Raw genomic sequence first — 24981 nt, 5'->3', positions numbered from 1 at the left:
CATACCAAAAACAGTATCTTGGATCAATATGAAAAATCAAAAAATATATCTATTTTAAACACTTATGCCATTTTGGCTTTTTTGCGAGTGCATCAAAGTTGGGTTAAGGGAAATCCACTCAGGGAACACGGATACTTTTCTCCGCACTTTCCGTCACATTCCCCGCTCCGTCATACACCCGCACCCGATACACATAAACCGTATCCCCGTTCACGTACCTGTCCCTATAAATCCCGGCAGGATGCATGGCCTTCACCGTGCGGAAAACGTCTTCCCCTTGCCGCTTTCTCTCAATACTCATGGCCTTAAAATCTTCTGACGCAATCAATACAGCCACCTTCACCTGCTCTTCTTCCATGGAAAGGATCAGCTCCTGAATGCGGGGCGGGGTTTTATCCAGGGCATGAAGAAGGAGGGGACTGGATTCGGAAGAACGGTTGCCTGCCCTGTCTACAGCCACGAGGTGATAGACAAGCTTCTCCCCTTCCCTGAAATCCCCATCCGCAACCTGCACGGCCTGCACAGGCTCCGGGGTCAGCTGTACCCTGCGGTTGCCTTCGCCCCGGAAAAGCAGGTAGCCCAAAAGATCCTCTTCCTTTGAAGCCCGCCAGCGCAGAATGAGGGTATCCCCCTTCTGCTCCCAGCCCTCCCAGACCGGAGAAAGGGGAGGGGTGACATCGGGAAGGTGGATTTCCAGCACATCGGACCACTCGCTGGGATTGCCCCGCATGTCCTCAGCCCGCACCCTGTAATAAAAAGCCTGTTTGTCCAGAGCCTTAGAGAGCGTATCCACAAAAATCCGTGCCTGCTGGGGGCCATCGGTCAGCCTTGCCCAGTCCGGGGCATGGGCATCCAGGGCCCGGAACACGCTGTAACCCGCAAGATCCGGAGCTCCCACACTATCCCACTCCAGTATCACCTGTCCGGGCTTTGAAATCCCCCGAATCCCCCCGGGCCTTGCGGGCGGAATAAGATCCCGGCAGGGAAAATGCGCTGGCGGCGACATGAGGCTTTCCCTGCCATCCTCCCACAGGGCAGTGATGGCATAAAAATAGTCCGTATCATACCTGAGATTGCCATCGTTAAAGGCCGTGCCTTCCAGAGGACTTTCCGTAAGGCGGATAAAGGCCCCGTCTGGCATCAAGCCCCGGAACACATGGAAACGAAGACCTGGGGCATCGGAGACCCAGGAAAGCCCCGCTTCCCGATCCAGGGCTTCGATGGACACCGCAGCAGGCGGAGCCGGTCTTCTGGCCGCATCCCGGATGGCGAAAGCGGGGGGAGACAAAAGGCTCTCATCCCCGAAGGTGTCAATCCCGGCAACCTTGTAATAATAGACCTTATCCGCATCAAGATTCGTATCCGAATAAAAATAGGGCGGTGTGACCCGCTGACGGGCTTCGTTGATTTCATAGTTCACCCCCACGGGCCTTTGGGTGATCCGCTCATAGGGGCCCTCCTCCCCTGTGGCCCGGTAAATATGAAAGGTACTGTAGGCATCATAATTACTCCACTTCAGAGCCGTTCCCCAGGCATAGCGTACGGCTTCTGCATGGGGAATGTTCATCGGCGCAGGCACCCGGCTGTCCACCAGGGTGCGGACTGTGGCAACAGGCCTGCCATCCCGTTTCGCCTCCAGGGTATAGAGATAACGACCCGGTTCGGAAATTCCCCTGTCTGTATGGGTGATTCCCAGGATCTCCATGAGATCCTTTCGGCTTTCCGCAAGGTAAAACAGCATGCCCTTACGGTTTTCCTCTTCCGCCAGCACCCTCAGTTTCTCAAAATCCGTCTGGTAGAGGGACTGGGGCCAGAGCAGAGGGGTCAGTTCCTTTGCCACATCTTCCCCGAACAGGCCTTCCACCTCGCTTCGGGTTTTCATGCGAAAAGCGCCCAGCGCCACAGCCTCCCCAAGCCCGCCTGCATCCAGAACCCTCTGGCGGGTCAGGTTGTAGTGATAGTCCAGCCCCTTGTCTTTCGGAACCCACTTCAGCCGGACACCGGAAACCTCCACCTTGGAAAGAAAGACCAGCTCCATTTCCTGCTGCACAGCGGCAAAAGCCCCAAAGCTTATGAAAAAGAAAAAAAGGATGGGATACACAATGTATTTTTGTATTTTCACTGGGCAATCACTCCATGATGGTAGTCATAGTGATAAATGGCAAAATAGGGTGCGGAAAAAACCGTATATTCCGGATCACAATGATAACTATGCTGGTTACCGTTGCATGACATCGGAACATGCTCAATGGCATCTCTTTTATACCGTAGCGTCCAGTTAAAAATGCTCTCTCCATAAACGCTGGTATCATAGCCTCCGCCCGTACCCGCAACGGTTCGCACCGCCTGCATCCGAACCACAGCCTGGTGGTAGTCATGGTCATACTGAAAGCTGTGGTTCTGGGTGCCCGGATATACAATTTTTTCCTTGGGAATCAGAATCAGATGCTTTGTGGCCGTGGGCGCACTGATCACCTCATAATCCCGTCTTCCCAGACGAAGGGTGAGAAGGCTGTTCTGAATGGAGGGATAATTCCCCTTTTTCTGGATTTCAAAGCTAAGCCCTGTGCCATCCCAGTTCAGGGGAGCTGTGGTTTCAAAGGTGAAAATCAGATCTCCCGGAGCCCCGTGGGAAGAAACGGGAACGGGCCTGGGGTTGTTCATGAGCCAGAGTTCGTACTCCAAAAGAGCCGCCGGGCAGTAGGCCATGAGGGCGTCAAAGGAAAGAGTCTGATTGCGGGGGCAGCTCCCGTATCCGGAGGTATGGTAGGTCCAGTCGATGGCCGAACGTTTCTGCTGATGGGCCTCATCCCAGAAAATCAGCTCCGTTTCCACCTGCCCCCCCCATGCGCTGCCCGAAAGGTGCATGGACACATGCAGGGGATTGATGTCTCCCACCTCCGGTGTCCAGTTGTAAAAATCATCTGCGGTGAGATTCTGGGCATCCTGGGATTCCCGGATCACCTGGGCATTGGAAAGGGCCTGGGCACTCACCTCAAAGGGACTGCGGTAAATGCGTCTGCCCTCGGCATCCAGCACCTCAATGGCATAGACCCCGCTGCGATACCGGGAATAACGGTAAGCCGCCCCGGCTGCTGCGGACTGCTGGGGACTCAGACCTGCCTGGGAAGGCTGGGTCGCGCTGAGGGGGCCTCCTGTGGCCAGGGTATAGCCCCCTCCCGTGGCAAGGCTGTAGGGAGAGGAGGTACCGGAAGGCCCGGATCCGCCGCCTGAGCTCGCTGGACTGGAACCAGCACTTCCCATCGCAGCACCTGTCCCAAGGTTTCGTGCCTGATCCGAACAATCCTCCCGCCAGCACTCCTCTTCAGTGAAGGGATTGTGCTCACGTCCCTGAATCATGAGGGCAGACCGCACCTCTCCGCTCACCTCATCCCTGTAATACATCTGACCCGTGAGGGGCGAAGCCGGTCTGGCAAACTTCACCCACTGCTGGGTGGCGGCAATGGTATTCTCCGTTGTCAGCCCCTGAAGCCAGGCCTCCGGCCCCACAACGGTCTCTCCTGTGGCATCCACCACATAATGCCGGTTGGTGGTGGCAAAGGTCTGCCCCGAAGCCGGAACCCTGTAGTAAATCCGCACTTCCGTATCCGGGAAGACCACCTCATCCGAAGAACCGGGATACACCTTTTCAATGATTTCCCTGGCTCCGGAAAGAGTGGGGGCATCCGCTGTGGTGAAGTTTGCCACCCGAATGCCCTCATCATAGGCCACTCCGGCAAACACCTCGGCTGCGGGTCGGCCCCGCCAGGAATCCTGGGGACGCACGCTGCCTTTCACCTCCAGAAGATGGGCGCGGGCATAGAGGGCATAGGCCGTCTTCCGGCCCAGTTCATCAAAACTGCGCACCTTGACGGTATCCTTATCATCCACCCCGCCGATGGGCCTTGGAATATCCTGTCCCGTGGCCTTGTTGCGCAGGGCCAGGGCATTGACCCCGTCGGTTCCGCTGCTCATGTCAATGTAGTCCGCAAAGCCTGTGACGGCTCCGGATCTGTAGGAGGGATTGTTCCGCACATCCAGAAGCCGGAGCATATACCTTTTCCCGTTATCAAGAATGAAAACCTCATCCACGGGCAGGGTGGTTCCCAGCTCCACCCCCATACTTCTCGGGATATCCGTGGCACTGTCTGAAGGAATCAGATACCCCACCAGCGGAAAACGGGTGGGATCGTCAATTTCCGCACTGTCCGGTTTTTCCGGAATCCAGAAGGTCATGCGGTAGGTGCCGGAAACAAGACCCGCACAGAAGGAATACCGGAACTTGGCCTTGATCCGCATGTAGGTGGGGTTGGGGGTTCTGAACTGCATCTCAAGGGAGGCATAGGCCTCGATGATGGCATACCGCTCCCCGAAAGCTTTCACCCCGGCCTCAATGCCGATCCACACCCTTCCCTGAGCATCCACATAAAAGGGCCGGATGCTGGCCACAAAGTCCATGGCCACCCCCCCATAGAGTCTGCCGTAAAAGCAGGCCGCAGAGGCGGAAAGGTCAAAGCTCTGGCTGAAACCAAACTTCATGCCATTGCTGTCCATCATGAGATAGCCGTCTCCGGTGAAAAACCCGGCAATGGCCTTTACGGATACGGGATTTTCTTTCGTACCGATATAGATATGCCAGTCTCTGGATGTGGGGCCGAACTGTATGCTGCAATTGGCCCGTACATCGAGAATATCGAGACTCGCCTCATCGATGAGAAACTTGGCATTCCCCACAAGGGAAAAGTAGGGCTGGGACACACCGATGGTGATGGTGGCCCGCAGGTAGCGTTTTTCCGTGGCTCCCAGATTCTCTTTCAGAAAATAGGTGTCTCCGGAAAAAAGGATGGGGGCTCCGGGCTGAAGGGTGAGCATCATATCCCCGTGCCAGGTATAGCCCGTATCCCCCGATGTTCCCAGAGTGAGGCCAGCCTGACAGACAAAGGGGACACTGGCATCCGGTGTGAAGCTCACCTGTCCGCCGCTGCTCACGGCCTTCATGTGATAGGCCACCCCACCGTTAAAGGCATAGATGCTGAGCGGGATGGGGGAAAGGGGGATGGGCGCTCCCATGGAAGCGGCAAAGCCCACCCTCCACCAGGTATAGGCGGGAGAGGCCTGGGTATTACGACCCAGCTCCATCTCCGCCGCTCCGCTCATGACACCGGCAATGGAAAGATTGGCGTCCGCAGCAAAACTGCTGGCAGCCCCATCCCATTCCAGCCCGCCCCCAATGCGCACCCCATACTGGTTGTAGGTCAGGGCAATGCGGTTGATGGAAAAGCTACTGGGTGAGGCCGTGATGGTCACAGCCCCCCTGGCCAGATCCCCCAGCTCCGCACTGCCGCTGATGGTGGTGGAAATGCTTGTGGAAGAAAGGGTGAGGCCCAGATCCGTGATGGCGACCGTGAGGGGCCCCATGGGAAGCTTCATGTTGTCCGGCTGCTGCCGCAGGGTGAGGCCTGAAAAATCCACGGCATCTTTAGAGATACGCAGGGCATTGAGCCTTACGGCCTCCATATCCTTCAGCATGGTGTGGGTAAAATGCACTTCCGGATACATGGAAAGGGAAAGGCCCGCTTCCTTTGAATAGGACGCACTGAGATCCTGAATGTTGAGAATGGCCAGTTCCTGAAAACGGGTGATGGGCGGAATGCTGGCGTTGGTGGCAAGGCGGAGACTGTCCAGACCGGATGCGGACAGAATACCTTCCATGGCAAATTCCAGGTTGAAAAACCGCTCCAGATTCAGATCCAGACCAAGACTTCCCGCAGCAATCCGGTTCTGATCCAGACGCAGGCTGAAGGTATTGAGACGGCCCCCATAGCCCTGGGTGCTGAGTGTTAAGGGCGCGTTCAGGGAAAATTCTCCGGAAAGCCCCGTACTATCCACCCGCATTCCGCTTCCCCCAACCCGAACTTCCGTATCCAGCACGTTCATGGAAAGGGAAAGGGCATCGAGGGTCAGTTGTACCCCGCTGGCACCCAGAAGAATGCGACCCTGAATATCCTTAAGTCCCAGATCCGGCATACCGGGAAGGGAGGCTTCCGGCAGGGTGAAACGCAGAGCGCCTTCGGCAAAGAGCAGGGCCGGTCTCGCCGCTTCCTCCAGGGTGGCAAAGAGCCTGCCCGTATCGAGGCTGCCGGAAAGATCCGTCAAAGAAACCTTGGAAAGTCCGGGTCTGGACCAGTCAATGGAAAGGACGATGCCTGACAGCAGGATATCCACCCCGAGAGTTTCCAGAATGCCAATGCGGGCCGGGCTGTCCCAGTCTGCCCCAAGGCGGGTGACACCGGAAAATCCCTCCAGACCCATCTGAAGGTCTGCCACCTCCAGGGTGGGCAGTTCCAGCCCTCCGAAAAGGGGCGGCAGATCAACAGCACCACTCACCAGCATCCCCTGGGGAGAAAAGCCCAGCCGCCGCACGGCCATGACCATGGCCTGGGCTTCCGTAAGCGGAGCTGAAAGATCAAAGGCCGTATCCAGGGCAATGATACCGCCGGTGACCCGTTTTGCGGCCGCATCCACCACAAGATCCGCAAAATCCACGGCCACCTTCAGATAGCCCGCCTCATCCTTCAGAAGGGCGGGGAGCCTGGGCATGGGCTGATCCGACACCACCATACCGGAGCCGGTGAGTCTGCCCTCGCTGTACCGGGCATCGGTGAGCAGGCGGAAGGGGCCGATCTGAAATTCTCCGGCAAAATTCATGTCTAAAAGCCGGAAAGTGCCGTCACTGTAAAACTGGGCCGTGGCCTGGGCCTCAGTATCCGCACTCTGGGCCTGAAGGGCCATGGCCCCCTGAAAGCCTACCCAGAAACGGGAGCCCTCTGCGCCAAGGCCCCATTGTTTCAGAAGCAGCTCCACATCCTGGATCTTTGCCATGGCGGCAGGGCTTAAGGCATGCCAGCCTTCAAGACCTTTTCCAAAGGAAAGGGCATCCTTATAGATCTGAAGTCCCCGCAAGGCGATGGGACGGGCCGCAGCCGCAGCATCCTTCCCCGCCCCCTCAAGCGAATCCCGGCCTTCAGCGCCAAGGCCAGCGACGGTGGATGCGGCCGTATCCCCCAGATCCTCCCCGCTGACGGAGGTGAAGGACTGAAGCATGGGATGGGTGAGGGTAAGATCACAGTCCAGATCCACAAAAAAGCCTTTTTCGTTAAATCCTGTGGCAATGCGCTGCAAATCAATATCCGCAAAGCCTTCCAGGGAAACGCGGGGTTGCATCCGATCCAGATTCACCCTCAGGCTGTCTAAGCCAAAGCCGTTGAAATCCGCATCCACGGCAAGGGCAATGCCGCCGAATTTTTCAAGAATCAGGGAACCGGAAAGCCCCAGATCCAGCACATTGTCTGCCAGAGAAAGGGAAATGCGCTCCGGCAGCAGGGGAAAGCCTTCCAGGGGCAGCTGTTTCAGGCCTTCGCTGAGAAGAATCTCCGCCTGGGTGGAAATACCGGAACGGCTGATAACCAGAGGGGTTTCGTCGGGAATGGGAATCTCAAAGGGCTCGCTGAACCCCGGAATACGGAGCACACCGGAAAGGGTCAGACTGGGAGAAAGGCCCGGCCTCAGGGTGCCGCCGGGGTTTTCAAGGGTCACATCCGTTCCCGGTATCACAAAACGCCGGGCTTCAGCCTGAACTTGGCCCGTCCCTTCCCGTACCCGGCCCGCAGCCCCTTTAAGGGAGGCACTCCCTGAGGCTTCCGTGACCATCCCCGCAAGACTGCCCCAGCTGAAGGCCTCGTTCTGAAAGCCCAAAGGAAAGGAAAGGCCTCCATAGGCACTGCCCAGAGCCATCCCTGCGTCTAAATCGGAAAGGGAAAACTGTCCTGCTCCCGTATCCACATGAAAGGCAAAGGAGCGCAGGGTCAGAGTGATGTCCTGGGGACTGTCAAAGAGCGTCCACACCAAAGGCGTCTCCGGCGCCACATTGCCGCTGGCGCTGAAACCATTTTCTCCCAGGGAAAGCCCTTCCAGAGCAATGGCCTCCATACCGGGAAACCCCTTAAGCCGGACACGGGCATCGGCCAGGGCCGCATCCGGCGACACATGCAGGGCCTTCAGTTCAATGCTGGCAAGGGGCAGGGAAATCTCCAGTCCTTCGGGCAAAGGCAGATCAATGGCTCCGGAAAGGATTTTTCCGCCTGCGGCCTCCAGATTGGTGAACAGCACATCCAGTTGCAGACGGTCTTCGGCATTTCTCAAAAGATCGGGCAGGGAGGGAATGGGGGCTTTAGAAATCAGGGTTCCCCTGCCGCTGATGCGGCCCCCGGAAAGGGTGGCATCCGTATGCAGGATAAAAGCCCCCATTTCAAGGGAGGCGTTGGCGGCAAAGTCCATCACCTCAAAACGGCCATCCAGATAAAACTGGGCCGTAGCCTTTGCCTGGGAGGAAAAAGCGGGCTGCTGGACGGTGGCACTGCCCTTCAGTCCGGCCCAGAGCACACCCCCTGCCACACCCAGTCCCCAGGATTCCGCAGACAGGGAAAAACCATCCAGGCTGGCCTTCATGGGGGTGGAAAAACGCTGCCACCCCGCACTGGCTGTGGGAAGTTCCAGGCGATCCTTAAAAATTCTTAAATTGGAAAAGGCAAACTCCCGGCCTGCGGAAGCCAGCTGCCGTCCCTTTCCGGCCCCCTTCTGTCCCGCTTTGGCAAGACCTGTTCTGGCATCCTGCTTCAGATCTCCCCCATCCTTCCTTAGATCCGTGAGGCTCTGGCCCTGAAGCCCACCCCCAAGCCGGTCAAAATAGGCAGCCCCTTCTTTGGAAAAATCCCGGTCTGTATCCGCCACAAGCTGTTTCAGACCCGGATGGGTGACTTCCAGAAAACCATCCAGATCAATGGACACCCCATTGCGTCCACCAAGGGTCAGACGGGTTTTTTCCAGATGGAGAGTGGCAAAACCGGGAATGGGCAGCACAAAGGGGCCTGCCTGGGTCTCAAGATTGTGAAGCCCCGTATCCCGGATGTCTGCGCGGATATCGAGGCTGGCATTGCGCAGGGCCTCCAGAGTAAGACTCGCGGTGAGGGTTCCGGAAACCCGGTTGTTCCGGATGACAAGGGAAAGGCTTTTGGCCCTTGCGGCAAAGCCTCCCAGATCAAAGCCCGTATCCAGTTTGTCCAGCGAAATCCGGCCCTGGGTGGAAAGACCCGAGGCCGTAAGGCGCAGAGCCGAAGGCCCTTCCAGATTCAGCTCCAGGGCACTGTCCAGTACGGGAATCTGCATACGGCCTGAAAGCACAAGACCCTTCAGTCCTTTTTCAATGCTGCCGCCCAGATCGGAAATCTTCACAGCCGTACCGGGAAGGGTAAGGCGGCCTGCGGCCTCACCCGCCTCCTTGCCCCAGCGCCAGATCCCGTTTCCATAGACCACCTTCTGGTTCGAAAGATCGCCAAAGGCTTCGGAAAAAACCAAAGAAGCGTCCACATCGGAAAGGGCCAGGCGTTTTTTCCGGGTATCAAAGTCGAGAGCCAGGGCTTTCAGCATCAGGCTCGCCCCGTACTCTCCTGCAATAAGGGGGATCTTCTGGGGACGCCGGGCCTTGTAGGCAATGCGGCCTGCCATGCCCTGGGGGGTAAAGGCCAGATCCCGGAAAGGAAGGGTGGGGATGGAAACCCCGTCCAGACTCAAGCCCAGAGCCCCCGTCATACTGGCACCTTCCGGGGAAAACTGCATGGAACGGATACGGAAAACAGCCCCTTCCATGGGGGAGAGATCAAGATTCACCGAAGCGTCAATGCGGCCTGCCACAATGTGGCGCAGGGAAGGATCGGGCTTTAAGCCGGAAAAGCTGACCTCAAGACCCGGCTTCTCCCCGCTCCCGGAAGAAAGATCGGCATTGAAAACCCCCAGATCCAGAAAGCCCCTGCCCCGCAGCCCATCGGGGGTACTTTCTCCATTGGCCCTCAGGGTGAAAGGGCCGACGGCGATTTCAAAATCCTGCACACCTTCAAAGGACTCTTTGCCCTCCGTCGCCTTTCGCACCACCCGGATGCCGAAGGCATAGGTTCTTTCAAGCTCCGGCCGGAAGCGGAACTCCCACCGTCCCTGGCCTGTTGCCGCCTGCCAGCTTCTTCCGCCATCCAGGGTAATTTCCACACCGAGACTTTCCACAGGCGCTTTTGGGGTTTCGCTTTCCAGAAGTCCCCGGAAAATAACCTCTCCATCTCGCAAATCTTCCGGATAAAAAATGATCTCACTGCGATCCAGATCCTCAAAATGGGCATCATTGACCGTGACAGCATCAATATAGCCAAGCTCCATGCCCTCATAGGCCAGGGCGGCAAAGGGGAGGAAAAAGGCAGCAAGGAAAAGGGGAAAAAGACGGCGATACAGGGAAACCATGGTTCCTCCCTTGAAGGATAAGGAAGCGGAAAACAACGTGGCAGATTGTGAAAACACCGCTCCCGCAGGACAGGAGCGGTTCAGACCCTCAACAAAGCATCAGAAACCGAAAAGGTAGGAAAGCTTGGCCACATGCTCCCGTGTATCCTGCCCCTTCTCATTGTCATACTCCCGCCTGCCCGCAGAAATGCGAATGGCCCTGGAGCGATCCCCTCCGGGATGATAATTCCCCCGGATTTCATAGGCCCGGTATTCGTTGTCCTCGGAACGATCCCGGTAGGTGTTACGGGTGGCTGCGCTGAGATCCGCAGACCAGTGCGTTCCCGCATCATAGCCCAGATCCAGACCACCGCCGAGGGCATTCTGGTCTCCGGATTTTCTGTCAATCCGGTTGGCGTCCAGACGAATTGTGGCCCGCCAGGTATGGTCGTCTCCGATGCGCCTGTTCCAGCCAAAGGTCCCCCGCAGGGTATGAATCTGCTGATCTTCCGCACCTGCGGTCCTGTCCTCAATATCCGTAAAAATCCACCTCAGGCCATACCGCCAGCCGGAGGCCGTACGAAAATCCGCTCCCAGTTCACCGATGGACAGTTTCTGCTCCGTCCCCCGCCCCTTGCTGTCCTTCCGCTGGGTACGGAGATTCAGATCTCCCCTTTTTACCCATCGGGGTCGCCAGTTGAGATCCAGCACCCCTTCATTGGTTTCCAGGGTACCGGAAAGCTGCCTGTCCAGATTGTCATGACGGTTCTTCAGGGTGAGACGGGCCTTGAACTCCTGGGAAAGCATCCAGGTGGTGTCACTTTCCACCCGCTCCGTATCCCGTGGCGCACTGCCTGCCAGAGGGGCAAAACCGGGTTCCACCCTTTCATAAAGAAAGTTCATACGCAAAGACCGGGGCAGGGGGCTTGTCAGCAGCCGCAGCCGTACGGCCCCGGACTCACTGGGCCCGGACTCACTGCGGGTATTTTCTTCGGATCGGGTAAAGGCCCCTTCGCCACGGGTCTGAAGATAACGATTGAACCGCCAGTTCCACTGAAGCCCCGTTGTGACGGCTTCCCCAGGAGGGAGAGGATCAAAACCCGTCTGCCGGAAATCCCGGTTGACATGATCCCGGACTGCGGAAGCCGCAAAGGAGATTTCCTGGCCCGGCCCGAATTTTCCCGTGGTTTCCAGACCCGCCACATAGCGATCCACAGCCTCCCTGTCGTTGTCGCCATACAGCTCCTCCCAGCCTGCCTTCTGGATGCCGGTGATGGCACTGACATTCCAGCCCTCCTGACGGCTGCGGCCATATTCGACCTTGCTTCCCTTCAGGGCCGCAGACAGCACCATGGGGTTATAGGAGGCAGCCACATCCCCCAGCTCCGCCTGAATCTCTTCCCGTCTGAAAAAGGCATTGAGGTAGAGCAGTCGCGCATCCTGGGCATCCACCTGCCGGTCGTTGGTGCCCCGGCCCCGGAGACTCAGCCCCATGCTGCCACCTTCCAGCCTGCGGGTCGCAGACAGGGAAAGCTCCTGACGGAAGCTTGTGTCTTCGTTCAGGGTGGTGTTGGGATCATTGGATTCCTTCCACTCCAGACTGGTTTCGGACCGGCCCGATACGCGCCATAGGGAAACGGTTTCCTTTTCCGTGGCCGCCCAGAGGAGGGGAGAAAAAATCAGAATTGTCATAAAAAGTATCGTCAAAACAACCATTTTTTTACAGGACATGTACAACACTCCTCAGTCTAATAAGGCGGAATGCATGTATTGCTTTCCCAGAAGCCCCCATTCATTTCAACACAATCAAATTCGGTTGTGCAGGCAGACAAATTCGAAGGAGAGCATCCGCTATCCACAGGTTTCGGAGGAGCTGTGTTGCACTTACCATCATACCAAAACAGCTCTTTAGATCGGCATGACTCCTCCTGGGTAAGACACTGAAAGGACTCCCATACCTTTCCGTCCTGAAGACACTTCGCCTCTTCACTCACTGCATTGCATATCCCGCCATACCAATATCCAGGCCCCATGGTATTCTCGCATTGGGCCTGAGTGGTACACAGATACAGATGGTTAGCATCACAAACATCCGCTACCTGAGCCTGACTGTGACACTGGCCTTCATACCAGAATCCGTAGGCCATACAGGCTTCCGGACTCAGGCAGCCTGCAAGATTGTAAGGCGTACAGTCCTGGGGAGAATCCGGCTGCTGGGGGGATCCCGGTTCCTGCGGCGTTCCGGGCTGCGGTACCTGCACTCCGGCACGGATTTCCTCTCCGCTGATCCTCGGCACCTCCTGCTGCCATTCCCGCAGGCTGGCACCAAAAAGACTGTTGCCCGCCAGTTCCACAAGCAGATACTGACCGTTCACCTCATCAAAAAGAAAACGGGAATAGCCCTGCTGGGTCAGCACACGGCCCGAATCCAGGGATTCATAGCGTTTTTCCCAACGCACAAAGAGAAACTGACGGATATGATCCGACACCACCCGGTCAATCCAGTAATCCACCTGATGGATCTCGTAATTCCGGAAATCGCTGTACAGGGCATCGGTGAAGGTGATGTAGTCCTGACGAAAACGCTCGTCCGAAACAAGCTCCAGAAAACCATGGACATCCTCGTCTTCATAAGCCGCAAGAAGGTTCTTGAATACCGCCTCCACCTTCATGGCACGGCTCTGATCCTTCACCACAATATCCCGGTCAAACTGTGTTTCTGCGACTCCATTCACCACCATCCCCAGCCATAGGGCGCATAAAAGCACCAGCCGGATCCCCGCCCTGCCCATCATAGATGCCTCCTTAAAAAAGTCAGATCACCAGACCCGCATACAGCCCGGCCCAAAAACCCCGCCATCAGAAAACAAACGCCGTTCCAACAGCCATCATGAAAACCATTAAAAAGATGTACCTATCAAATATTCTTCCCAAAAGCATCCCCTAAAACGCGCATTCCCGGGAAGGCCGCCAGGTTCCAACAAAGCAAACTGCCCGGACAGCGCCGGAAAAAAATTCCAAACCGTCTGGGCAGTAAACCGCATATCGGGATCAACAATAAAAAATCAGTGTTTAAAACTTCGCTGGCCCGTAAAGACCATGGCCGCGTTGCATTCGTTGCAGGCTTCAATGGACTGGTAATCGTTCATGGAACCACCGGGTTGAATCACAGCAGCCACCCCTTCCTTCAGGCCCACGTCAATGCCGTCCCGGAAAGGGAAAAAGGCATCACTTACCATGGAAGAACCAATCAGACCGCCCTTTTCCGCAGCCACACGGGCATCAATTTCCGCCCGCTTGTCCGCATCCTCCATGAGGTTGTAGGCTTTGCCGTAGGTTTCAAAGCAGTAGCGGTCGGCAAGCTTTTTATACGCCTTGTCCCGCGCGATTTCCGCGACCCCCACGCGATCCTGCTCGCCGGTTCCGATGCCCACCGTGACCCCGTCCTTCACATAAATAACGGAGTTGGAGGTAATACCGGACTCCACCAGCCAGCCAAAAAGCAGATCCGCGTATTCCGCTTCCGTGGGTTCCCGCTTCACCCTGTAGGTCTGACCCTTGTAATCACAGACCGCAGGCAGGAGATCCTCCTTTTTTAGGGTGGTGGGCACAAAGCTCCACTGGGCGATGAGGCCTCCGTCCATGAGGCTTTTGAAATCCACCACAGGCTGCCCCACAAACTCATGAAGTCTTGCCATGTTGCCGATACGGATGACCCGGAGATTTTTCTTGGCTCCCAGGATCTCCATGACCCCTTCCTCAAAGTCCGGAGCCACCACCACTTCGGCATACTGGCTGGCCACCGCCTCTGCCGTGGCCCTGTCCATGGCCCGGTTCATGGCGATACAGCCCCCGAAGGCGGCAATCCGGTCGGCCATGTAGGCCTTGTGATAGGCTTTTTCCAGGCTCATATCCTTTGCCACACCACAGGGATTGTTGTGCTTCACAATCACCACCGTAGGCGTGTCCGCAAAATAGCGGAGGATGTTCAGGGCATTGTCCGCATCCGTGAGGTTGGTTTTGCCGGGGTGCTTGCCGCTCTGGAGCAGCTCGATGTCCGATACCAGGTATTTTCCCGGCTGAAGGGTCTGGGTATTTCCCAGAATAAGGTTGCCGTTCACAAGACGGTAGAGGGCCGCCTCCTGACCGGGATTTTCTCCATACCGCAGTCCCTTGCGCAGATCCTCGATAATCCAGGAGACCTTTTCATAAAAAAGGGTCTGGCGGGAGTTCCCGTCCACAAAGGAAATTTCCATGGCAGGTGTGAAGGCATCATCCATCACGGTCTTGTACATTGCTTTTAAGTCCTGGGCCATTGTTCACATGCTCCGGTAACAGGGGTTGACGTGGGTGCCAAAATCAAGGCCACCGAGATAGGCGGCGATGGCCGCATCATAGGCCGCCGTATGGCTGAAGGCCTTGGTGGCAAGGCGATAGCGCAGGGCAAGGGAGGTACAGCCCTTCTGCGTCTTCAGTTCTTCCAGCAGGGCTGCGTAGTCATCGGGATCCACCACAGGAGCCACACGGATGAAATTCTTGGCCGAGGCCCGGATCATGCAGGGGCCGCCGATATCAATGTTGGCCCGGGCATCTTCTGCCCTTACGCCCTCCTTTGCGACGGTCTCCCGGAAGGGATAGAGGTTCACCACCGTCATGTCAAAAGAAACGGCTCCGGTACGGGCCAGATCCGCCCTGTGGCTCTCATTGTAGGTTTCCGTGAGCAGGCCAAGATAAATTTTAAAGTCCAGGGTCTTTACCAGCCCGCCCTGGGTTTCGGGCTGCCCCGTATACTCCGAGACCTGCACCAGGGATTTTGCCGCCCTGTCCCCAAGAATCCCTGCAATATAATTGAAGGTGCCCCCCGTGGAATAGAACACCACGTCGGGATTGATTTCCAGAAGCCCCGGAACCAGCACATCCAGATTCCGCTTGTCCGACACACTGATCAGCACCCGTTTCACCTTGACCTGACCATCAATCTGATCCACTCTGTTCACTGTCATATACGATATACGCTCCCGGGCTCTTGTGGCCCTTTTTCAGATGAAACAAAAAAAATCTGACCTCAAAAAAATCCGATCTCTCCCATCCGGATACGCCAGGAGAAAATACCCTTCCGGACAACAGAAAACGGCCTTCGCAGCAGTATAGCATAAACTATCCGCAGAAAATCCTCTCCATAAAGCCAGAAAGCGTTTCCAGGGTAAAGGGTTTTTGGATAAAACCCACACAGCCCTTTGCCAGCATGGCCTCCACCTGGGCATTCTGACTGTACCCACTGGAAATCAACACCGGCACATCGGCACGTATTCTTTTCAGGGCTTCAAAGGTTTCCACCCCTCCCATGTCCGGCATCACCATGTCCAGAATCACAAGATCAAGGGTATCCCTTTCCCGCTCAAAACAGGCCAGCGCCTCCCGTCCCGAAGCCGCAGACAGAACCTCACACCCCATGGTTTCCAGCATGGCGGCGCTCACCTCAAGAACCATGGCCTCATCATCCACCAGAAGAATCCGCATGGAGCGTCCCAGACACGCCTCTCCCGCCGCAATTTCCCCGTCTTCCTTCCGATGAACACCTGAGGCGGGAAAAAAAAGACGGAAGGTACTGCCCGCACCGGGGCGGCTCTCGACATCAATATGGCCTCCATGCCCCTTGAGAATGCCAAAAGCCGAAGCCAGCCCCAGCCCCGTCCCCCGCCCCATCTCCTTGGTGGTGAAAAAGGGTTCGAAAATCCGGGAGCGGATACTCTCCTCCATCCCCTCACCCGTATCCTGAACGGAAATCATGACAAAGGCACCGGGCTTCATATCCCTGGCCAAAGCAGCATCCCCGTCCATATATCCGTTCACCGAGCGGATGGTCAGGGTTCCCCCATCGGGCATGGCCTGCCAGGCATTGACAAAAAGGTTCAGCAGCACCTGCTCGATCTGGGCAGCATCCCCTGTGACAGGATACAGCTTTTCCTCAAGATCGACCTTCCACTGGATCTCCCGGCGTGTACGGCCAAACATGCTGATGGTTGCATGGATCACCGGATTCAGATCCAGGGTTTCCAGCCGGTACTTCCCTCCCCTGGCAAAGCCAAGGAGCTGCTGAGTCAGGTTGGCACCGGAAGCCACACAATGCTCAATGCTCCTCAAGTGCTCATCCAGGCCCTTTCCAGCCGGATTCCGTGCCCGTATCAGGGAAACATTGCCCTGGATACCCATCAGAAGATTGTTAAAATCATGGGCAATTCCACCCGCAAGGGTGCCTATGGCCTCCAGACGCTGGGACTGCTGCAACTGCACCATCAGCTGGTTACGCTCCTCCATGGCCCGGACTTTTTCCGTCACATCCCGAAGCAGCCCCCGGAATCCTACGGCCTTCCCCAGTTCATTGCGTACCAGGGTCGCAGAAATTTCCAGCACCTTCTTCCGTCCATCCCGGAGAATCACCTCATAGTCCCGGATACGCACCGCCTTACCCGTATGGTAAAGACGGTTAAAAACCTGGTACATGCTGGCGGCGGTTTCCGGGCTGGTATATTCCCTGTTGTTCATGCCGAGAAGCTCTTCCCGGGAACACTCCGAAATGCGGCAGATGGCATCATTGAACATGAGGAGATTCCCCCCCAGATCAATCTCAAAAAACCCTTCCTCCATGCCTTCCAGAATGCTCTGGTATTTTTCTCCACGGGACTGCATACGTAAAAAAGCCGTCCGCCGATCCATATACTGGGAATAGAGCTGCCTCACCTTCCCCTGCATGGCATGAAAGCCAGGACGCGATTCTCCGTGTTCAAAGGCAAACATGAGAAAACCGCTGACAGCACCATGGACAAACTCTCCCCCGCTGAGGGCAAGCAGCAGAAAAGAATCCCCCCTCTTCCCTGCGGCCTCCCAGAAAGAAGACGGGAGCTCTCCGCAACTGCAAAGCCTTCCCTCCACCCCTTCCAGATAAGCAGCATCCAGATGAAGAGGAAAGGGAAAACGGATATCTTCCACAGAACCCCAGGACGCCACCAGCCCCTGTATCCAGATCCCGGATTCAAGGCTGTCCTTCACCTCCCAGAGACTCACCCCTTCGGCGCCGGAAAACCGTTTCAGACACTGAAGACTTTCGGCAAGATCCTTCTCCCTGCCGGACAAAAGGTGCAACCCGCAGACGCCAAAAACCTCCCAGGGACTCCCCTCCCCTTCCTGCATCACCTTTCCCCCTCCCCAATTCTGTCCATCATGCGCCCCCCCAAAGCCTCAGTAAACCTCCATAAGACTGTGCCAGCGTTTCAGGGGCGTTTCCACGGAAAGTCCCCGGCGGGCCAGCAGCGCGGTCATCACAGGGTCATTGTAACGCAGATACGGATTCACCCGGACTTCCTGCGCCAGGGTAGAAAAACCACAGGCAGGATTCCAGGCCTCCAGATAGGGCTGGATATGGGGATTTTCCGGCTCAATGCTACGGGCAAAGGCCATGGCTTCCCGAACATAATCATGGCCTGCATAAACCTTTGTCTCTTTCGGAAGGGTCAGAAGGTTTTCCACGCTCCTGAAAAAAGCATCCAGATCTCCGGAAAAACAGTTCCCCACGGTGCCGTTAAAAAGGGTATCACCGGAAAGCAAAAACCCTTCTCCGATAAAACATACGGAATCCAGGGTATGACCCGGCGTTCTCCATATCCGCAGCATTTCCCCGCCAAGCTGAAAACGCCCCTTCTCCGAAAGCTCCCCATGTCCCAGAACCGGTGCACCGGAACGGGTACTGAGGGCGGCATTGCCCTGCACATGATCCGGATGATCGTGGGTATGGGTCACCCCCAGAAGACGCAGCCCCTTCTCCGATACCTTTTTCAGAAGGGCATCCACAGCACCGCCATCCACGGCAAGTGCCTCTCCGCCGGCTTCCAGCAGATAGGCAAAATTATCCCCATTATACCGAAACTGATGCACCTGCATATGATCTCCTCCATCCCCATGCGTACACGCCGTAAAGCAAGACTGACCGCCCCCCTGCTTTTTAGATTTTCATCAACATACAGATTTTTCACCTTTATGGGAAGATTCTCTCCCCCCGTTCCAGAACCTTCATCTGAGTGCTGCCCTGACCGAGCCATGCAGTCTCAGGGGCTGTCTTTACCTCAGCCCCCGTGAGCGGTCAGAATTCTTACGCCTTTTTCAGCCCTTCCCTCCTGATCGGCCCCTGCATGGCCTTGCCACGTAAAAAGCAAAAGGTTCCCTTGACCTTTTTGTGGTTTATTGTACTCTAATGGCCCAAAGTGGCGGAAAGTGGGAGTTCGGAGAGGAAGAACAATGTTCCGTGGCAGTTCCACCCATAAGCTTGATCCCAAGGGACGTGTTTCCATCCCCGCCCGTTTCCGCTCCGTCATGGACAGTCAGGGATGTAAGGGTCTCATGCTTTCCCGTATGGACAATACCCTTGTGGCCTATACCTATGGCGGATGGGAAAAAATTGAGCAGCGCGTTCTGAGTCTTGCGGAAACCAATGACGCCATGCGCCGCTTCCGCAGGGTCTTCATCGGAGGTGCCCATGACTGCCCTCTGGACAGCCAGGGCCGCATTCTCATTCCGCCCTCCCTGCGGCAATATGCCGGACTGGATAAGGATATTGTTCTTGCAGGGGTTCTCGATCACTTTGAAGTTCTCTCCCAGATCCAGTGGGAAAAAGAAAATGCACAACTGGAAGAGGATATGCAGAACGAAGCAACACTGCGGGCGGAAATCGCCAGACTGGGACTGTAATCCATGAACTTCCAGCACATCTCCTGTATGCCGACCGAAGTTCTTTCCTTTCTTCTCGAAGGAAAGGGCGGCGTTTATGTGGACGCCACCCTGGGAGGCAGCGGCCACAGCCGCCGCATTCTGGAAGCCACGGATGCCGCCACCCGGATCATTGGCATTGATCAGGATCCCGACGCCATTGCCTGGGGCCAGAACATCCTTGCTCCCTTTGGTGACAGGGTCACCCTTGTCCGGGGCAATTTTTCCAGCATCGGTTCCATTCTGGAGGGACTGGGGCTGGACGCCGTGGATGGTATTCTTGCGGATCTGGGCCTTTCCCAGCACCAGCTGGAGGGCAGCGGCAGAGGGTTTTCCTTCAAGGGCGAAGAAGCCCTGGACATGCGCATGGATCCGGAAACGGTCACCCATGCCGGAAATATTGTCAATACGGAAAGCGAGGAAACCCTCAGGGAAATTTTCCGGAATTACGGGGAAGAACGTTTTGCAGGGGCCATTGCCCGCCGCATCGTGGCCGAAAGACAGAAAAAACCCATCACAAGCACCCTGGAACTGGCGGATATGGTGAGCCGGAGCATTCCCAGAAAGCACAGTGCCAAGCAGAAAATTCACCCGGCAACACGGGTATTCATGGCCCTGCGCATTGCCGTGAATCAGGAACTGACCCGTCTGGAACGCTTTCTTGAGGATGCCCCTCTGTACCTGAAACCGGGAGGCCGCATGGTAATCCTGAGCTTTCACTCCCTGGAGGATCGCAGGGTGAAGGAGCACTTCCGGGATCTTGCACATCCCTGCATCTGCCCTCCGGATTTCCCCATCTGTACCTGCGGTCGCAAGGCAGCCTTTCGCCTGCTGACATCCAAAGCAGTCAAACCGGGAGCAGCAGAAATTTCAACCAATCCCATGTCCCGCAGCACCCGTCTCCGGGCACTGCAACGTCTGCCATGAACCCTGAACGTCCAGATTTTCCAGGCTCCCTTGCCTGGATCCTGCTGTTCTGTGTTTTTTTCAGCATCCTGTTCACTGCCACCTGGATCCGAACCCAATGCACGGGGCTTCATTTCCGCATCAGCCGGATTCAGGAAGAAAAAAACAGGCTGATCTCCCAGAAGCAGCACCTTGAAATCGAACAGGCCCGGCTCAGGTCACCGGAACGCATCCGCAACCTGGGAGCAAACCGTCTGAAACTTGAAATGCCCAAGGCCGAAAACACCATTGATCTTACAGGATTCCTGTATGAAAAAACCCCCTGAATCCATACGGATCAAAAAACGCTTCTGGTTTCTCGCCTGCGTTTTTTCCTGCTTTTTTCTGGTAGTGGCCCTCCGCGCCTTCCAGATTCAGGTGCTGCAAAGGGATACCCTTGTGCAAAAGGCGGAACGTCATTACCGAAAATCCATGGTGTTTCATGGCAAGCGGGGCAGCATACTGGACATCAACGGTGCTCCGCTGGCCATCAGCATGGAAGCCGCCAGCGTGGCCATAAGGCCCGATCTCTTCCCCGATAAGGATGCCGCAGCCTTAAGCCTTTCCCGTATACTGGGAAAACCTTTTGAGGATATACGGCCTGTCTTTTCCGGCAAGGGCTTCACCTGGGTCGCCCGGAACATCCGTCCGGAAACCGCCGGAGAAATCCGGGCCTATGCAGAGACCCTGCCCCTTTCCCCCAGCCAGAAACTGCTGGCCGTACAAATTGTTCAGGAAAGCAGCCGGGCCTATCCCAACCGGGAAATGGCGGCCCAGGTACTCGGCTTTACAGGACGGGACGGAGAGGGACTGGAAGGACTGGAAAACCGTTTCAATGCCCTGCTCAAGGGAGAAGCCAGGGATCTGACCATTATCCGTGACGCGCGGGGGCGCTGGTTCAATACGGAAAGTTCCGGACTCAAGGCTGCTCCGGGAAAGGATCTTGTCCTGACCCTGGACAAAACCCTGCAGTTCATCACGGAATCCGCCCTGAATGAAGCCGCAGGGCGCACCGATGCCGCAGCAGGCATGGCTGTGGTACTCTGCCCCAAAACCGGTGCCCTTCGGGCCATCGCTCACTACCCCTCCTTTAACCCCAATGATTTTGGGAACTATCCTGCGGATTTCCGAAAAAACCGTGCCGTCAGTGAACCCTTTGAACCCGGATCCACCATGAAGGCTTTTCTCATCGCAGGCGCCCTGGATCGGGGATACATCCGGCCGGACAGTATCTATGACTGTGCCAACGGCGCCTACCGTATCGGGCCTGTCACCATCCGGGACACCAAGCCCCACGACTGGCTTTCCGTCACCCAGATACTGAAATATTCCAGCAATATCGGATCCGTTAAAATTTCGGAAGTCATGGGGGAAAAGGCGCTGTACGATACCCTCAGAGATTTTGGCTTTGGGGAAAAAACAGGAATTGAAACGCCCGGGGAAACCCGTGGTGCCCTGCGGGACTGGCGGCAATGGACCGCTGTGGATACGGGCAATATCGCCTTCGGTCAGGGGCTTTCCGCCTCCGCCGTGCAGCTGGTGGCGGCAACGGCTGCCATTGCCAATGGGGGCCTTCTCATGCAGCCCCATATCATCCGGGAAATCCGTGACCCTGTGTCAGGAAAGGTGGACAGCTTTCAGCCCTCAAGCCTGCGCCGGGTCATTTCCCCTGAAACCGCTGCCACTGTCAGGGAAATGATGGCTGCGGTCACGGAAACGGGTGGAACGGGGGTGGACGCTGCACCTGCGGGATACCGGGTGGCGGGCAAGACCGGCACCTCCCAGAAAACAGAACCGGACGGCACCTATTCCAAAACCCGCTTCATTGCTTCCTTTCTGGGATTCGCGCCCCTGGAAGATCCTGCCCTGGTGGTGCTTATCATGCTGGATGAACCCAGGAAAAATTACTATGGCGGTGCCGCAGCAGGCCCTGCCTTCCGCACCATTGTCGCAGAAGGTCTTGCCTACATGAATGTGCCTCCCCAATCCACAACCTACATCACAAAGGCCATGGGGCATGGAGAACACTATGAAAATTTCTGATCTTTTTTCTCCCGCTAATAGCCTGGAAGAACTGATTTCAGAAGGGACGGCCCTGTCACAGGGTTCTCTTGAAATCCGGGATATCCACTACCGTTCCGATGCCGTACAGCCAGGTGATCTCTTTGTGGCCATCCCCGGCCTTGCCACGGACGGGCACCTGTTTGCAAAGGATGCCGCCTCACGGGGGGCCGCCTTTCTTGTGGCCGAACGCCCCGTGCCCGAAGCCGGTCTCCCCACAGTGCTTGTCAAAGACAGCCGAAAAGCCCTTGCCGCCCTTGCCGCCGTTTTTTATGGCTTTCCCGCAAGGGATCTGACCCTCATCGGCATCACCGGCACCAATGGTAAAAGCACCACCACCCATCTGCTGGAATCCATCCTCCAGAAAGCAGGCCACAACACAGGGGTCATGGGCACCATCGACTGGCATTATCCCGGCTACCGGGAAAAATCCTCTGTCACCACACCCGAATCCAGGGATCTTCAGGCAAGGCTTGCCCAGATGCGGGATGCGGGTGTCAGCCATGTGGTGATGGAAGTTTCCTCCCATGCCGCCTGCCTGAACCGTATTGCCTACGCCCCCTTTGATCTGGCAGTCTTCACCAACCTCAGCCAGGATCACCTGGACTACCACGGCAGCATGGAGGCCTACTGGCAGTGCAAGCGGGGCTTTCTGGAAGACGTGCTGGACGGCGTCCATGGCAAAAAAAATGCCCAGCTGGTACTGAACATTGATGACCCCGCAGGAGAAACCCTCCTCAATCACTGCCTGCCCCGAACCGGAGGCAGGCGCCTCATTTCCACAGGCAGACATCCGGATGCCGTTATCCGGCCCGGTCATACCCGCTTTTCCCTGTCCGGTATCCGCTGTACCCTGGCAACACCCGAAGAAAGTTTTGCCATTTCCTCTCCCATGGCAGGGGCCTTCAACCTGGAGAACATCCTTTCCGCCACAGGGGCCGCCGTGGCCCTGGGGATCCCCGGTGACAGGATCAAGGAAGCTCTGGAAAGCCCTCTCTCCGTACCCGGACGTCTGGAACGCATTCCGGACACCAGGGGTCGCTTTGTCTTTGTGGACTACGCCCACACTCCCGACGCCCTGCAAAAGGCCCTGCAAACCCTTAAAGATGCCGCAGAAGGCCGCCTCATCGTGGTCTTTGGCTGTGGTGGCAACCGGGATCGGAGCAAACGCCCCCTCATGGGAGGCCTTGCCGCCAGTCTGGCGGATATCTGTATCCTCACCTCAGATAATCCCCGCAAAGAAGATCCGGACGTCATCCTTCAGGATATTCTGGAAGGAATACCTTCCCGCCGGGATGTTTTTGTGGAAAAGGACAGAAGAACCGCCATTTTCATGGCCATCCACCTTGCCCACCCCGGAGACACCATACTCATTGCGGGCAAGGGACACGAGGATTATCAGATCATCGGTGACCGGGTTCTGCGCTTTGATGACCGTATCGTGGCAAGGGAGGCACTGGCATCCCATGACTGACGCCCCCGTCTGGTTCCTGTCCCATATTCTGGAGGCCACCGGAGCCACCCTCCTGGCAGGAGATCCCCGCACCGTTTTTCCCGGTATCGGAACGGATTCCAGAAAACCCGAAGGCACTGCCCTTTTTGTGGCCCTGAAGGGGGAACACTTTGACGGTCATGATTTTATTCCCCAGGCTCTGAAGGCGGGGTACGGGGGCGTTCTCATGGATAAAAGCCGTTTTGCTTCCATGCCCTCCCTGCGGTTCGACAGCAAAACGGTTTTTATCGGAGTGGACAATACCCTGAAGGCTCTCGGTGACCTTGCCCGTCACCGCCTGAAAAACCTTGGAACAAGGGTACTGGCCGTTACGGGATCCAACGGAAAAACCAGTACCAAGGAAATGCTGGGCTGCATTTTCCGGAAAACCGCTGCCTGCCTGGTCACTCAGGGGAATTTCAACAATGAAGTGGGACTGCCCCTTACCCTCTTCCGTCTGAAACCTGAAGACCGCTGGGCCATTTTAGAGCTGGGCATGAACCATCCCGGAGAAATGACCCGCCTGTCCGCCATCTGCCAGCCCGATATGGCCCTCATCACCCGCATTGCTCCAGCCCACCTTGAAGGTCTCGGATCCGTGGAAGGTGTGGCCCGGGCCAAGGGAGAACTTCTTTCCGGCATGACATCGGGAAAAACCCTCCTCATCAACGGCTCAGATCCCAACTCCGTCCACATTCCCCTGAAATCCGGCATTCAGGTACTGCGTTTCGGCAGGGATCAGGGCTGCGATGTCTTCATGGACAAACTTGTTTCCGATGCCACGGGTTCCCGTTTTCAGCTCCACCACCCGGATCATCCCCCCTTTGATCTTGAACTCGCGGTTCCCGGAACCATGATGGCGGAAAATGCCCTGGCAGCCGCCGCAGCAGCCCTTCATGCAGGCCTGCCCCCCAAAACGATTCAGGAAGGCCTTATGGATTTCAGGGGATTTCCCGGTCGGTTTCAGCTCCTTCACGGTCCGGCGGGTGCCACCCTGATCAACGATACCTACAACGCCAACCCGGACTCCATGCGCGCTGCCCTGGAACAACTGGCCTCTCTTGGAAAATCCGGACGCCGCTTTGCCATTTTAGGCTCCATGGGAGAACTGGGAAAAGAAGCTCCGGCCCTGCACCGGGAAGTGGGCGCCCTTGCGGCCCGTACCGGGGTGACAGCCCTTTACGGCTGCGGAACCCATGGCCCGGATCTTGTGGAAGGTGCCCGCAAAGCAGGCCTGACACACAGTATTCACGAAAATAAAGAAACCCTTGCGGCACGGATTCTTCCCGAACTGCGTGCCGGAGACTGGGTTCTGATCAAGGGCTCCCGCTCCATGACCATGGAAACCCTTGTGGACTCCCTGATGCGGCATGCCGCCCCTTCTTCAAGGAACTGAGGCT

The 24981-nt window shown here is 56.7% G+C and carries 14 protein-coding genes; 6 read left to right on the top strand and 8 right to left on the bottom strand.

Going from position 1 to position 24981, the window contains the following annotated elements:
* Positions 1-118: 118 nt before the first annotated feature.
* From BR04_RS13650 to BR04_RS13615, 8 genes are all read right to left on the bottom strand, one after another.
* Complete coding sequence (locus BR04_RS13650) at positions 119-2122, bottom strand: fibronectin type III domain-containing protein (RefSeq protein ID WP_496356577.1); 2004 nt, start codon at positions 2120-2122, stop codon at positions 119-121.
* Positions 2119-10344 carry a translocation/assembly module TamB domain-containing protein gene (locus BR04_RS13645; protein ID WP_496356576.1) on the bottom strand — a complete coding sequence of 2742 codons (8226 nt, stop codon included), beginning with the start codon at positions 10342-10344 and terminating at the stop codon, positions 2119-2121. Before BR04_RS13645 ends, BR04_RS13650 begins: the two co-directional genes overlap by 4 nt.
* 99 nt (positions 10345-10443) lie before the next feature.
* Positions 10444-12015: a hypothetical protein gene (locus tag BR04_RS13640; RefSeq protein ID WP_496356575.1), complete on the bottom strand. Its 1572-nt coding sequence runs from the start codon at positions 12013-12015 to the stop codon at positions 10444-10446.
* A gap of 56 nt (positions 12016-12071) precedes the next feature.
* Complete coding sequence (locus tag BR04_RS13635; RefSeq protein ID WP_496356574.1) at positions 12072-13115, bottom strand: hypothetical protein; 1044 nt, start codon at positions 13113-13115, stop codon at positions 12072-12074.
* Positions 13116-13388: 273 nt separating this feature from the next.
* Positions 13389-14639: an IMP cyclohydrolase gene (locus BR04_RS13630; RefSeq protein ID WP_496356573.1), complete on the bottom strand. Its 1251-nt coding sequence runs from the start codon at positions 14637-14639 to the stop codon at positions 13389-13391.
* A gap of 3 nt (positions 14640-14642) precedes the next feature.
* Positions 14643-15326 (bottom strand): hypothetical protein, encoded by a 684-nt coding sequence (locus tag BR04_RS13625; protein ID WP_496356572.1) that lies wholly within the window; start codon positions 15324-15326, stop codon positions 14643-14645.
* A gap of 154 nt (positions 15327-15480) precedes the next feature.
* Positions 15481-17514 (bottom strand): hybrid sensor histidine kinase/response regulator, encoded by a 2034-nt coding sequence (locus BR04_RS13620; RefSeq protein WP_496356578.1) that lies wholly within the window; start codon positions 17512-17514, stop codon positions 15481-15483.
* Between the two features lie 48 nt (positions 17515-17562).
* A complete protein-coding gene (locus BR04_RS13615; protein ID WP_496356571.1) occupies positions 17563-18261 on the bottom strand; it encodes a hydroxyacylglutathione hydrolase family protein in 699 nt (232 codons plus the stop codon).
* A gap of 354 nt (positions 18262-18615) precedes the next feature.
* On the opposite strand from BR04_RS13615, the gene mraZ reads away from it, so the two are divergent.
* From mraZ to BR04_RS13585, 6 genes are read left to right on the top strand one after another with little or no spacing between them, the layout of a single operon-like run.
* Positions 18616-19065 carry a division/cell wall cluster transcriptional repressor MraZ gene (mraZ, locus tag BR04_RS13610; RefSeq protein ID WP_496356570.1) on the top strand — a complete coding sequence of 150 codons (450 nt, stop codon included), beginning with the start codon at positions 18616-18618 and terminating at the stop codon, positions 19063-19065.
* Positions 19066-19068: 3 nt separating this feature from the next.
* Positions 19069-20010: a 16S rRNA (cytosine(1402)-N(4))-methyltransferase RsmH gene (rsmH, locus tag BR04_RS13605; protein ID WP_496356569.1), complete on the top strand. Its 942-nt coding sequence runs from the start codon at positions 19069-19071 to the stop codon at positions 20008-20010.
* The gene (locus tag BR04_RS13600; RefSeq protein ID WP_496356568.1) at positions 20007-20315 is read left to right on the top strand and encodes a hypothetical protein; all 309 of its coding nucleotides are present in this window, start codon (positions 20007-20009) and stop codon (positions 20313-20315) included. The genes rsmH and BR04_RS13600 overlap by 4 nt, the downstream gene beginning before the upstream one ends.
* Positions 20299-22071: a peptidoglycan D,D-transpeptidase FtsI family protein gene (locus tag BR04_RS13595; protein WP_496356567.1), complete on the top strand. Its 1773-nt coding sequence runs from the start codon at positions 20299-20301 to the stop codon at positions 22069-22071. The genes BR04_RS13600 and BR04_RS13595 overlap by 17 nt, the downstream gene beginning before the upstream one ends.
* Positions 22058-23563, top strand: a complete 1506-nt coding sequence (locus BR04_RS13590; protein ID WP_496356566.1) for a UDP-N-acetylmuramoyl-L-alanyl-D-glutamate--2,6-diaminopimelate ligase — start codon at positions 22058-22060, stop codon at positions 23561-23563. The genes BR04_RS13595 and BR04_RS13590 overlap by 14 nt, the downstream gene beginning before the upstream one ends.
* Positions 23556-24977, top strand: coding sequence for a UDP-N-acetylmuramoyl-tripeptide--D-alanyl-D-alanine ligase (locus BR04_RS13585; protein WP_496356565.1), 1422 nt, complete (start codon positions 23556-23558; stop codon positions 24975-24977). The genes BR04_RS13590 and BR04_RS13585 overlap by 8 nt, the downstream gene beginning before the upstream one ends.
* The last annotated feature ends 4 nt before the right edge of the window (positions 24978-24981 follow it).

Source organism: Desulfobotulus sapovorans DSM 2055, assembly GCF_059569355.1.
Note: the sequence above shows the minus strand (reverse complement) of the source record. Positions and strands in the feature narration are given on the sequence as shown.